Below are 12,924 nucleotides of genomic sequence, written 5' to 3'. Positions count from 1 at the left end.
GAAAAGCCTGAACGTCTAATCCGTTTCCCCACTTTGGTTCGCCTACTTCCCAAGGCATGTCGCCGAGGATCTACAGCCTTGCGGCTGCCAACCTCTCGTCGTCAGTACTTGAGCCGGATGGATCGTTTCCAGCATGGACGTTCGGGCGCGAACTTTAGGACCATGGGAAGCGCAGATCAATCAAAAAATGCCGCTTTATCGCATCCCTTTGTCGCGTTACCTGTTGACTGTTCGGCATTCAAAACAAACCGTCATGGAATGCTGCACAAAACCGCTGCCGGCGGCCTTCGCAGCGCATCGGGGCGTGCTCGGGTCAGGCGATCATGGCCCTCTTTTCTGACAGACCGATGATGCCCGCGAGGGTTCAGGCGCATCGCCCCGAGGGGTGCCGAAAAGGCCGGGCGCGCCGCCTGCGACATGCGGACTGATCCACCGGGCGTTTCCCGCTATAATTCCGCGCTTTTCGGGCCGCGCATGGCCCGCAACCGTTTCCAGCCAGGCACATATCCATGACCATCCAGGCCGCCGAAGTCGCCAAACGCCGCACCTTCGCCATCATTTCCCACCCCGACGCCGGTAAGACCACCATCACCGAGAAGCTCCTGCTGATGGGCAAGGCGATCGCGGTCGCCGGTACGGTGAAGTCGCGCAAGTCCGACCGCCACGCGACTTCCGACTGGATGGAGATGGAGAAGCAGCGCGGCATCTCCATCACCACCTCGGTGATGCAGTTCCCCTACCGCGAGCACATGATCAACCTGCTCGACACCCCCGGCCACGAAGACTTCTCCGAAGACACCTACCGCACCCTGACCGCGGTGGACTCGGCGCTGATGGTCCTCGACGGCGGCAAGGGCGTGGAGCCGCGCACCATCGCCCTGATGGACGTGTGCCGCCTGCGCGACACGCCCATCGTCAGCTTCATCAACAAGCTGGACCGCGACATCCGCGACCCCATCGAGCTGCTCGACGAGATCGAGGCGGTGCTGAAGATCAAGGCCGCGCCCATCACCTGGCCGATCGGCTGCTACAAGGACTTCAAGGGCGTCTACCACCTGGCCGCCGACAAGATCATCGTCTACACCCCGGGCCACGGCCACGAGCGCACCGAGATCAAGGTGATCGAGAAGCTCGACTCGGACGAGGCCCGCGCGCACCTGGGCGACCTCTATGACGACTTCGTCGAGCAACTCGAGCTGGTACAGGGTGCCTGCCACGAGTTCGATGAAGAGGAATTCCACCAGGGCCGCATGACCCCGGTGTTCTTCGGCACCGCGCTGGGCAACTTCGGCGTCGACCAGGTGCTCGACGCCGTGGTCGACTGGGCCCCGCGCCCGCTGTCGCGCGCCGCCCACGAGCGCGTGGTGGAGCCGACCGAGGAGAAGTTCTCCGGCTTCGTGTTCAAGATCCAGGCGAACATGGACCCCAAGCACCGCGACCGCATCGCCTTCATGCGCATCTGCTCGGGCAAGTACGAGAAGGGCATGAAGATGCGCCACGTGCGCCTGGGCAAGGACGTGAAGATCGCCGACGCGCTGACCTTCTTCTCCAGCGAGCGCGAGCAGCTCGATGAGGCCTTCGCCGGCGACATCATCGGCCTGCACAACCACGGCACCATCCAGATCGGCGACACCTTCACCGAAGGCGAGGCGCTGGGGTTCACCGGCATTCCGCACTTCGCCCCCGAGCTGTTCCGCCGCGTGCGCCTGAAGGACCCGCTGAAGTCCAAGCAGCTGCGCCAGGGCCTGCAGGAACTGGCCGAGGAAGGCGCCACCCAGGTGTTCTTCCCCGAGCGCAACAACGACATCATCCTCGGCGCGGTCGGCGTGCTGCAGTTCGACGTCGTCGCCAGCCGCCTGAAGGAGGAGTACAAGGTCGAGTGCGCCTACGAGGCGATCAACGTGTGGTCGGCACGCTGGATCCAGTGCAAGGACGAGAAGAAGCTCAAGGAGTTCAAGGACAAGGCCATGGAGAACCTCTCCGTGGACGGCGGCGGCCACCTCACCTACCTGGCCCCGACCCGCGTCAACCTGGCCCTGATGGAAGAGCGCTGGCCGGACATCAAGTTCCGCGCCACCCGCGAACACCACTGATCGCGCGCGCCGATCGAGGCGCCGCTTGCCGGCGGCGCCTCTGGGCTAGGCTGAACCCCATCCCCTGATGCGACCGCCGCCCCGATGCTGATCGACACCCATACCCACCTGGACTTTCCCGAGTTCGACGCCGACCGCGCCGAGGTGCTCGACCGCGCCCGTGCGCTGGGCGTGAAGCGCCAGGTGCTGATGGGCGTGACGCGGGGCAATTGGCGGCGCATCTGGGAGCTGGCCACCACCCAGGACGACCTCCACGCCGCCTTCGGCCTGCACCCCATCTACCTGGGCGAACACCAGCTGGCCCACCTGGATGAGCTGCGCACGATGCTCCTGGCCCATGCCGGGCACCCCAAGCTCTGCGCGGTGGGCGAGATCGGCCTGGACTACTACCTCGAAGACCTCGATCGCGACGCCCAGCAGGCGCTGTTCGAGGCCCAGCTCGCCATCGCGGCCGATGCACAGCTGCCGGTGCTGCTGCACGTGCGCAGGAGCCATGCGGCGGTGATCGCCACCCTCAAGCGCTTCCGCCTGCAGCGGGCCGGCATCGTCCACGCCTTCGCCGGCAGCGTCGAGGAAGCGCGCGAGTACCTGAAGCTGGGCTTCCGCCTGGGCCTCGGTGGCGCCCCCACCTGGCCCCAGGCCAACCGCTTGCGCAAGGTGGTGCCGCAGTTGCCGCTGGAGGCCATCGTGCTGGAGACCGATGCCCCGGACATGGCGCCGTCCATGCACCCGCAGCAACGCAACAGCCCCGAGTACCTGCCGGATATCTGCGCCAATCTCGCCGAGCTGCTGGGCATATCCCCGGACGCGCTCGCCGCCGCCAGCAGCCGCAACGCCTGCGAGCTGTTCGGCTGGGAGCCCCTACCGGGCTGAAGCCGGCGAGGCCGTATGCCGCAGCCCGTGCAGGGGCGAATTCACTCGCGATAGGAACGCCACGGACTTATCCACAGCAGGGTTCGTGGGGCTGACGGTGTGCGCTGAAGCTCCACCCGCCCCGTCACCCCCGCGAACGCGGGGGCCCACTGAAGAGAAGGATCAGACGCGGAACGCGCCGATCAGTTGCTTGAGCTGCGCAACCTGCTCGGAAAGCTGGCGGCTGGCCTGCTCGGTCTGGCTGGCGCCCTGGGCGGTGCGCTCGCCGGCGCTGTTGATCTCGACGATGTTCTGGTCGATGTCGTGGGCCACGGCGGTCTGCTGCTCGGCAGCGGCGGCGATCTGCTGGTTCTGGTCGACGATCATGCCCACCGCCCCCAGGATGTTCTCCAGCGCCTGCTGCACGCGGCCGGACTGGTTGACGGTGCCATCGGCCATCTGGTGGCTGGTGTTCATCGCCTTGACCGCCGCGCCGACGCCGCCCTGGAGCTTGGCGATCATCTGCTCGATCTCCTCGGTGGACTGCTGGGTGCGCTTGGCCAGGGTACGGACCTCGTCGGCCACCACGGCGAAGCCGCGCCCCTGCTCACCGGCGCGGGCGGCCTCGATGGCCGCGTTGAGCGCCAGCAGGTTGGTCTGCTCGGCGATGCCCTTGATCACCTCCAGCACACGGCTGATGGAGGCGCTGTCGGAGGCGAGCTGGTTGATCACGTTCACCGACTGCTCGATCTCCTGGGCCAGGCGCTCGATGCTGCCCAGCTGGGATTCCACCAGGGCACGGCCGCTGACGGTCTCCTCGTTCACGCTGTGCGCGCTGTTCACCGCGGCGGCGGCGCTGCGGGCGACCTCCTGGGCGGTGGCGGACATCTCGTTCATCGCCGTGGCCACCTGCTCGATCTGGCTGCGCTGGCCGGCGACGGCCTGGTTGCTCTCCTCCGAGACGTCCTGCACGCGTCCCGCCTGGCGCTCGACCTCGACGACGGTCTGGCCGACCAGCTCGATCAGGTCGTGGATCTTCGCCACCGTGCCGTTGAACACCTGGCCCAGCTCGCCCAGCTCGTCGCGGCTCTGGGCGCGGAAGTTGACCGTCATGTCGCCGGCGGCGACCTGGTCCATGACCCGGCCGAGGCTCTTGAGGGTGGTGCGGGTGGAGACGTAGAAACCGCTGTAGAGGTAGACGATGGCGAGGAACACCACCACCAGGGCGACCACCAGCAGCACGGTCTGGGCGCGCTTCTCGCCGAGGCGCTTTTCCAGCTCGCTCTTGAGGAAGCCGAGCGCGGCGTCATTGAGCTGGTAGGTCTTGTCCATCTGCGCGGTGACCTGGTCGTAGAACTGCGGCCAGGGGGTGTCGAGGGTGTCGGCCATGATCACCTGGTCCTCGAACAGCGTGGCGCTCTGCTTGAGGGTCTCGCGGCTGGCGTTGCCGAGGTCGGCCAGGGCCGCCTGGGCGCGTGGGTTGCCGTTGAGGGCGTCTTGGATCTTCAGGCCGTACTCGGAGCCGATCTTCTCCAGCTCCAGCAGCAGGTCGTCCAGCTTGGTGCTGGCGGCGGAATTGAGGAAGCCCTGGCCCAGGGAATAGGCACCGATGGCGCGGCCCTTGCTGATGGCGGCGGTGACGGTCGAGGTGACACCGGTGACCAGCTCGGCCACCTGGCGCACGTCGCGCTGGCTGTCCTGGCTGAGGCCGGCCTGGCTGGCGACAAGCTTGATGAACACCTGGGCATTGCCCAGCTGCTTCTCGATCATGGCGCTCTTGCTCTGCAGGGACGTCTCTTTCCCGGCCGCCTGCAGGCCCTTGAGCATCTCCTCGCGCTTGTTGTTGAACTCGGCGACCTGTTCCGGATCGGTGGTGACGGGTGCGAGTTTTTCGAGGGCGTCGGCCAGGTCCTTCTCCAGCTTGCCGATGCGCGTATCGAGATCGCCGGCCTGCCCGGACTGGCCGATCAGCGAATTGATCAGCACCAGGTCGTTGAGGTTTTCCAGGTTGCGCCGGATGCCCTGGCTGGCGCCCAGCAGGTCGAGGCTTTCCAGCTCGGAACGGGTGCTGACGAATTCCTGGTAGGACTCGCGCACCAGGTAGAAGTTGGTGACCAGCATCGGCAGGAAGAACAACACGCTGATCAGACTGAATTTCATGCCGAAGCTGAGGCGATTCATCAGCGCGATGGCCGGATACAACACGGTCTTCACAAGACGTCTCCTGTTTCCTAATTATTCTTATGGGTCGCCTCGGGGGCGGCCAAGGATCGCATCTGGCAGTGCGGCCGTCCCAGATCGTCCGACCTGTGGGTGACAGATAAGGACTACCGATGCCGAGCGATAAACGTGATGCATGTCACGAAATACCCGGCACGGTGCAGGAACTGTGTACCTGATATCGGCGGAACATTCTGTAACTTAAGGTTAAGAAAGCGCGGAGCGCGACCCGGCTGGCGCGGGCCGGACCGGCGGCATTGCGCCGCCGGTCGCATCGTCAGAACAGAAGGGTCCAGAGGGCGAAGCCGGCGTACCAGAGCACGGCGGCCCGGACCAGCAGGTGCCAGAGCGCATCCAGGCTGGCCACGCCCGCCTCGCCGGCCGTGTCGTCCGGCAGCTCTCCGGCGGCGCGCCCGGCGATGACCACGAAGCGCTCGGCGGCGATGTCCCAGTTCAGCAACTCATGCAGCAGCACGCGGCTGACCGCGACGAAATTGCCCACCAGCGAGAAGCTCGCGGCCAGCACCCGCACCGGCACCCAATCGAAGGCATGGCGCATCTGCGCGGCGCGCTCGCGCAGGGCGGGCTCCTCGGCGTGCTCGGCGGCGAGGGCCAGCAGGCGATAGGCCAGGGCCGCGACCGGGCCCAGCAGGAAGTACCAGAAGATCACCGCGAAGAAGCTCTGGTAGGCCTGCCAGACGAGATGCCCCTGGACCCGCAGCAGCAGGTCATCGCCCTCCTCCACCTCGAGGCCCAGGTCACGCTCGGCGACGTGGTAGGCGCCCTGAACGTCACCCCGGCGCCAGGCATCGCGGAAGGAGCCGAGGTCCGCCTGGACGTCGCCGCGCCCGAGGGCGTAGATCACCACCAGCAGGTGCAAGGGCAAAGCCAGCCAACCGTAGGCGAGCGGTTGCAGGGCCATCAGCAAGAGGGCCAGGACCACCAACGGCAGCACCACCAGCAGGCCGAGGATCGCCCAGGGGCGCCCGGCCAGGCGCGGGTTGCCGGAAAGGCGGGCCAGCTGGCGCAGCCAGGGCCCGTCCTGCTGGATGCGCTGGCGCAGGCTGGAGAACTTCTCCACCCAGAGCACCAGCAGGAGAACCAGGAAACTCATGCGTCTACCTCCTTGTCGTGCAGGCTGGCGCGAAAGCGCGCCCAATCGAATGCGGGCCCGGGATCGGTCTTGCGCCCGGGAGCGATGTCGCTGTGCCCCCGGACACGTTCCGGGGTGATGCCGGGATAGGCACGCAGCAGGCCGCGCGCGAGCTGGCCGAGCACGGTGTACTGGGCCTCGGAATAGGGCTGGTCGTCAGTGCCCTCCAGCTCGATGCCGAGGGAAAAGTCGTTGCAGTTCTCACGGCCCTCGAAGACGGATTTGCCGGCGTGCCAGGCACGCTCCAGGCAGGAGACGAACTGCGTGACGGCGCCGTCGCGCTCGATGAGGAAGTGCGCCGAGACCTGCATGGCGGCGATGTCGGCGAAATAGGGATGCTCGGCGGCGTCCAGCCGGTTCTGGAAGAACTGCTGGACCTTGCCGGTACCGAACTGGCCGGGCGGCAGGCTGATGTTGTGGATGACCAAGAGGGAGATCTCCCCCTCCGGGCGGGCATTGAAGTTCGGCGAGGGGCAGTGGCGGGCGCCTTGGCACCAACCTGTCGCGGGGTCCGGCTGCATGGTGGGCTCCTTGGTTGGCGGACACTCTAGAGCAGGCGAAGCCCAGGGCCAAGGCCCTGAAACGACGACGCCCGGCAAGCCGGGCATCGTGGGTGGAGCGAGGGCTCAGGCGCCCTTGAGTCGACGCAGGTTGCCGATGACCGACTCCAGCGCACGGTCGAACAGCAGGGCGTCGTCCAGCAGGCGGATGGCCTGGCGGCGGAACTCGACGGCCAGCCCCATGCGGGTCTTCTCAAGCACCTTCATGCCGGTGCGGTTGACGAAGATGTACTTGCCGGTGGGCTTGATGATGGCCGCCAGCTTGCAGCGCACCTTGTGCTCCTCGTCTTCCTGGAACTCGACCCAGCTGCCGACACGCAGGTTGTCGACCTGGGCCAGGGCTTCGTCGTCGTCCGGCAGGGCGGCTTCGGGCTCGGGCGCACGGGTCTCGCCCGGCGCGAGCAGGACGATCTCCTCCACCACCTCGACCATCGCCGGCGCTTCGGCGGGCATGCCCACCTCCAGGTCGGCGGGCAGGTCGAGCAGGGGCATCTCGATTTCCGCGATGGCGCCCGGCTCCTGGCCTTCCTCGGCGCCCACCACCGGAGCCGGTACCGGCTCGGGCTCGACGCGCTTGAAGCGCTGGAAGGCCTGCACGTGCAGGGTTTCCAGCTGGCTGAAGAATTCGCTGGTGGAGAACGGGTCGAAGGCGGCGCTGGTCAGCCCCTCGCGCAGCGCCTTGAGCAGGCCGGGGACCAGCTCCAGCAAGCGCATGCGCGCCTCGGGCGCTTCGTGGGACTCCACGCTCCAGATCAGGTCGTCCATGGTCGACAGGGTGGCCTGCCATTCCTCGGAGCCGACGCCGTGCTTGAGGCAGGTCAGCAGCATGACCTTGCTCCAGGCTTCCTGCAGCAGGCGCACCACCACTTCGGGCAGGGTGCGGCCCAGGAGGCGCTCGTTCAGGGCCTGCTCGACCTGCTGGCGTGCCAGCTCGGCCTTGGCGCGACCTTCCTCGGCATCACGGGTGCGCTGTTCCAGCAGATCGCTGCGACGGCGTTCGTCACCGGTGTAGGCGAGAAAATCGGAAAGCAGGTCGGAGAAGATGGTCGGGTCGTCGACGAAATCGTTCAGCAGGCGCAGCACGACCTGCTCGATGCGCTGGTACAGGGCATCGCGCTGGACGTCGTCCTGCTCGCTCCAGCCCATGGCGGCCGAGGCGATCTCGTTGAGCAGCCGGCGCGCCGGGTGGCTGCCGCGGCTGAAGAAGGTCTTGTCCAGCACCGCGACCTTGAGCATCGGAATCTGCAGGCGGCCGATCAGGGCCTTGAGCGAGTCCGGCAGGGAGCGGTCATCGAGGATGAACTCGAAGAGCATCGACACCAGGTTGATGACGTCGTCGTCCACCTGGCCCACGACACGGGACTTGCCACTCTTGGCGCTGGCGCGGGTGAGCAGGTTGTCGAGCTGGAAGCGCAGGTCGACATCACTTGCGTTCTGCGCAGGCAGGTGTTGCTGCAGGTGCGAGAGCAGGCGCATCAGGTCGTTGCTGGTGATGGGCACCGCATCGGCCGGTACCTCGCGACGGCCCATGCCGATCCCGGCGCCAGTGCCGGAACCGCGGACCTGGGACAGCAGCTCCTGGAGGGCACCGAAGACTTCCTGCACGCCTTCGTCCATATAGGCGCCTTCACCGGCAACCTGGCCACCTTCGGCGGCCTGGGCGGAGCGGGCGGCACCCGGGGTGCGCCCCTGGGGACGACGGACCGGCGGCGCGGACTTGAGCTCGGGAAGCACCCCGGCGGTGATCAGCGCCTGGTTGGATTCGGCGTAGAGCTGGTCGAGGTCGCTTAGGACGTACTTCTCGAACAGCTTGAAGATGATCAGCTTGACCTTGATCTCCACACCCAGGCTGCGGCAGGCATCGAGGAAGGCTTCGCACAGTGCGCGCGGGCCGAGCGGGTTGCTCTTGTCCTCGATCTTCTTGGTGACCAGGGTGTTGAGGCGGGTGGTCAGGTGGCCAAGGGCGATGCCGTCACGGCTCATTACCTTGGCGACCATGGCGTCGAGGGCGACGGACTCTTCCAGCTCGTCGTTCTGCACCAGGCTCAGGCTTTCGAAAGACACCGCATCCAGTACCGGCGGCTTGCCGATCTCGTACTGGTTGAGGTTGGAGAAGGTCTCGAACACTTTCTGCAGGAAGCCGCGCTCGATGCTCTTGCGCTTCAGGCGCAAGTCGCGCATCGCCTCGAAGAAGGCGTTCTGCTCGGCGTTGCTGGTCGCACGGTCGGCCATCTGGAAGAGGGTGTCGTCCGCGTTGTCGAACAGCGCCTGCAGCGCTTGCTTCAGCTGTTGTGCAGCCTTGTCGCGCACCTGGATAAGTGCCACGGGCAGCCTTCCTACCGGCGAAGTTGGCGATAGCTCGGAGGCGCCCTTGTTCAGGGGCACCACGTTCGCGTCGGTCTGCATAGCGAATCTCCCGCAACCAGCGCCCGAACTAGGGGGCTTCGCTGGTTGCACAGCTATAAACGGGGAGTTATCCCTAACGTCAAGCTTCTGGCGTCAAATAGAGAAAGTCAGAATCATTATAGGGATACTCACGTCGCAACCAAGGGGAGATTTCCTCCAGACATGAAATACGTCACAGATGTCCCTGCCCTTTGTAGGCCGGCCTCTGTCAGACCTACCCATCCCCTGAATATCTAGCAGAAAGCCCAAGACAGTTGCCACCAACGCTGTACCAGCGGTCGCCTGCCTCTATAATCGCGCCATTCTGCAGCGGAGCATCCCATGCCCAACCTCAAACTCGCCGACCTGAACGCGGAAATCGAAGCCAACGTGCGCCGCGCCCTGACCGAGGACGTCGGCAGCGGCGACATCACCGCCCAACTGATCCCCGAGGAGCGCCTGGCCCACGCCACCATCATCACCCGCGAAGCGGCGGTCATTGCTGGGACCGCGTGGGTCGATGCGGTGTTCCGTCAGATCGACCCACGGGTGGCCGTGCACTGGCAGGTGGCCGATGGCGACAAGGTGCAGCCGAACCAGCCGCTGTTCCACCTCGAAGGCCCCGCCCGCGCCCTGCTCAGCGGCGAGCGCAGCGCGCTGAACTTCCTCCAGTGCCTCTCCGGCGTCGCCACCCGCGTCGCCCACTACGTGGAACTGGTACAGGGCACCCAGGTGAAGCTGCTGGACACCCGCAAGACCCTCCCCGGCCTGCGCCTGGCGCAGAAGTACGCCGTCACCTGCGGCGGTGGCCACAACCACCGCATCGGCCTGTACGACGCCTTCCTCATCAAGGAAAACCATATCGCCGCCTGCGGCGGCATCACCGAAGCCATCACCGCCGCCCACCGCATCGCCCCCGGCAAACCGGTAGAGATCGAAGTGGAAAGCCTCGACGAACTGAACCAGGCCCTGGCCGCCGGCGCCGACATCGTCATGCTCGACGAACTCAGCCTCGACGACATGCGCACCGCCGTCACCCTCACCGCCGGCCGCGCCAAGCTCGAAGCCTCCGGCGGCATCAACGACACCACCCTGCGCACCATTGCCGAGACAGGGGTCGACTACATCTCCATCGGCACCCTGACCAAGGATGTCAGGGCCGTCGACCTGTCGATGCGCCTGAGCATCTGACCTTTTTCTTTATATAGCGTCCAACAAAAAGCCCCGCCTAAGCGGGGCTTTTTGTCTGAGCTGGTGCCGGAGACAGGAATCGAACCTGCGACCTTCGCGTTACGAGTGCGCTGCTCTACCTACTGAGCTACACCGGCGGCGGGGCGGAATTTAGCATTGAGACGCGGGGCAGGCAATCAGCCTCTCGGCACGGAAAGAACAGAAAAATCGATTTCAGGAAATACCCGCTCAGCATCTGCTTTCGCTGCTAACAGCTGTTGCTCAGCAAGCGCGCCGTAATACAAGCGAGCATCCTGAGCAGTCTTCTGCCCTTCCTCGACATCACCCATGGCGACCTGAACACACGCCAAGCGAGCCATCAACGGTGCGTAAGGCAGGAAGCGCTGGAAACGCTCAAGAACATCCCGCTCCTGTTGCAGCGTCTTTGGTGACAACTGGAAGTTGGCGAAGTAGATCAAATAGCCCGCCGGCTCCATCAAGGGGTCACGAATCATGGCATTCATGAAGGTGTATTCATTGGCATCGACAGGCGCTCTGACTATGTACTGTTTAAAGGACCAGTAAAAACGCTCAACCAGCGGAATGTAGATGACCATCACCATCAGCAAAGCTGCCCCGATGACAGATGCGAAAATTTTCCCCAGCTTCAACGGCAATACAACGACAGGCCTTGAGAGGCATCCCACCAAAAGCAGGTTCAGCACCAAAAAATGCATAGTCCAAAGAGGGAACTCGAAGAGGCTGTAGATACAAAAGACGGCCAATATGGATACCGGCAACTGTTTACTCTCGGACTGAAGCGCCTTCCAGCCAGAGAAACACAATGCAGCGACAACAAGCACACACCACAGCAACCCCATAACACCCAGCTCTGTCGCAAGCTGAAGGATTGAGTTGTGTGAGTGAACAAAAAGCCCCTGAGGCGAGGCAATTCCTTGACGAATATGCTCTGAATAGGCCTCAGCTGCATAATTGCCTATGCCGACACCAAACCAGGGATGATCGGCCAGAACGGCAAGGGCAACTTTCCACTCCAGTATGCGCCCAGAACTGTCAAGCCCTCTCGATCCAATGACGGACAAGCGACCATCTTCCAGAGCCGGCGATCCGAATTGCGACAGCCAGGCCGCAATACTGCCACCGAAAGGCGCTATGCACAGCGCTATAACCAACCCTACTGACAAGGCAAAACGATAGCGACTGGCTTGCCGATCACGCAGCCACAACACTACGACCAAGGCCAACCAAGCCACCAGAGCAGAGCGCGCACCGGAAAGAACAAGCCCCGAGAGCATCAGCAACCCAACGATCACAAACCAAGGGGTTGCGACCTTTCTACGATGCCAACACCAAGCACCACAGAAAAAGCCAAGGAGACAGAGATAAGCGAAGTAGTTGGCGTGACCTATCAGCCCGACCATCCGACTCGATACCACATGGGGTATGAAAGCCGCCCACGCCCCTAGAAGGTCGAGATGGCGGGCCCAGCCCACAACCACTCCTACCAATGCGCACCAAAATAATATCCGGGCAATCAAGTCAACAACGTCACCACCCTCCCAATCAACCTGCTCGCCGACCAGGATCGCCATCCACCCCATAAGCCAGTAGACAAGATAAGCGGCCTTGCCCGCCTGAAAGGAAACGGGGTGAAAGAACACGGAGAACAGGAAAAGAACACCAAGCCCCAGCCAGATAAACGAACCTACCGAAAGCCTTAACGATCGAGCCCGCCAGAGCGTGGCGACTGCAGCCCCCGTCACGGCGAAGGAACTCGTGAGCTCCTCTATGTAATTAGGAAGGGGGTAAAGGTGCATTGGGTTGCTAAAAGAAACCGCAAGCAGTAGCAGCAGGAAGGCGACTGCAGGCCTTACATTCGCATCAGACATTCTTGGCACTCATTGACGTTTTTTGTCAGCCCAACCTGCATCTCAGGCCCCAGCACTAAGAACTGCAGGACCAAAAAAGTTGGCAAGGGACTTGCTTAGAGAATGTCAGCTGCCTGTGCAGTCGTAAACATCTACCTTGGAGAAACACGAATGAAAGCCCAAAAAGGTTTTACCCTGATTGAACTGATGATCGTCGTGGCGATCATCGGCATTCTGGCCGCTATCGCGATTCCGGCCTACCAGAACTACATTGCGCGCGCCGAAGCCAACACTGGCCTGCAGGCAATCGCCCCCCTGAAGACTGCTGTTGAAGATCAGTTCTCCCGTGGAGTGGGTGGTGCCTCCACTACCGTTGCAAACCTTGGCAGCGGCGCCACCGCCAGCCCGCTGGGTACAATCACTGCGACCTTCACCTCCAGCGGTACCGGCACGCTCGTGTTCGTTTTCGATCGACAAGCCAGCCCGCGCGTAAAAGACTCGCGTATTACCCTGAATCGTGCCAGCGACGGTACTTGGTCCTGCACTTCTGACGTAAACTCGGAATACCGTCCGCGCGGTTGCTGAGTTAAAGCTTCGGAACA

At 64.0% G+C, this 12,924-nt stretch carries 9 protein-coding genes and 1 tRNA gene; 4 read left to right on the top strand and 6 right to left on the bottom strand.

From position 1 onward, the window contains the following. Positions 1 to 509 precede the first annotated feature (509 nt). Positions 510 to 2,093 carry a peptide chain release factor 3 gene (locus HSX14_RS06225; protein ID WP_173173284.1) on the top strand — a complete coding sequence of 528 codons (1,584 nt, stop codon included), beginning with the start codon at positions 510 to 512 and terminating at the stop codon, positions 2,091 to 2,093. 84 nt (positions 2,094 to 2,177) lie between these two features. Beyond that, the gene (locus HSX14_RS06220; RefSeq protein ID WP_173173287.1) at positions 2,178 to 2,966 is read left to right on the top strand and encodes a TatD family hydrolase; all 789 of its coding nucleotides are present in this window, start codon (positions 2,178 to 2,180) and stop codon (positions 2,964 to 2,966) included. A gap of 162 nt (positions 2,967 to 3,128) precedes the next feature. Here the strand turns inward: HSX14_RS06220 and HSX14_RS31535 are convergent, their stop codons facing one another. From HSX14_RS31535 to HSX14_RS06200, 4 genes are all read right to left on the bottom strand, one after another. Then, entirely contained in the window at positions 3,129 to 3,833 is a 705-nt protein-coding gene (locus HSX14_RS31535; RefSeq protein WP_420803756.1) for a methyl-accepting chemotaxis protein, read from the bottom strand. 1,609 nt (positions 3,834 to 5,442) lie between these two features. After that, on the bottom strand, positions 5,443 to 6,279 hold the full coding sequence (ampE, locus tag HSX14_RS06210) for a regulatory signaling modulator protein AmpE (protein WP_111263632.1): 837 nt from the start codon (positions 6,277 to 6,279) through the stop codon (positions 5,443 to 5,445). After that, entirely contained in the window at positions 6,276 to 6,839 is a 564-nt protein-coding gene (gene ampD, locus HSX14_RS06205; protein ID WP_173173291.1) for a 1,6-anhydro-N-acetylmuramyl-L-alanine amidase AmpD, read from the bottom strand. The genes ampE and ampD overlap by 4 nt, the downstream gene beginning before the upstream one ends. A gap of 105 nt (positions 6,840 to 6,944) precedes the next feature. Next, positions 6,945 to 9,284: a DUF1631 domain-containing protein gene (locus tag HSX14_RS06200; RefSeq protein WP_173173293.1), complete on the bottom strand. Its 2,340-nt coding sequence runs from the start codon at positions 9,282 to 9,284 to the stop codon at positions 6,945 to 6,947. Between the two features lie 321 nt (positions 9,285 to 9,605). Here HSX14_RS06200 and nadC point away from each other — a divergent pair, with 321 nt between their 5' ends. Continuing rightward, a complete protein-coding gene (gene nadC, locus HSX14_RS06195; RefSeq protein WP_173173295.1) occupies positions 9,606 to 10,454 on the top strand; it encodes a carboxylating nicotinate-nucleotide diphosphorylase in 849 nt (282 codons plus the stop codon). Positions 10,455 to 10,515: 61 nt separating this feature from the next. Here the strand turns inward: nadC and HSX14_RS06190 are convergent. Together HSX14_RS06190 and HSX14_RS06185 are read right to left on the bottom strand one after the other, a co-directional pair. Continuing rightward, positions 10,516 to 10,591 (bottom strand) — tRNA-Thr (locus tag HSX14_RS06190). 39 nt (positions 10,592 to 10,630) lie between these two features. Beyond that, positions 10,631 to 12,343 (bottom strand): PglL family O-oligosaccharyltransferase, encoded by a 1,713-nt coding sequence (locus HSX14_RS06185; protein ID WP_173173297.1) that lies wholly within the window; start codon positions 12,341 to 12,343, stop codon positions 10,631 to 10,633. A gap of 150 nt (positions 12,344 to 12,493) precedes the next feature. On the opposite strand from HSX14_RS06185, the gene HSX14_RS06180 reads away from it, so the two are divergent. After that, complete coding sequence (locus HSX14_RS06180) at positions 12,494 to 12,907, top strand: pilin (protein ID WP_173173299.1); 414 nt, start codon at positions 12,494 to 12,496, stop codon at positions 12,905 to 12,907. The last annotated feature ends 17 nt before the right edge of the window (positions 12,908 to 12,924 follow it).

This window comes from Pseudomonas tohonis (genome assembly GCF_012767755.2).
Classification (GTDB): domain Bacteria; phylum Pseudomonadota; class Gammaproteobacteria; order Pseudomonadales; family Pseudomonadaceae; genus Metapseudomonas; species Metapseudomonas tohonis.
This window is presented reverse-complemented; position numbering and strand designations above follow the sequence as displayed.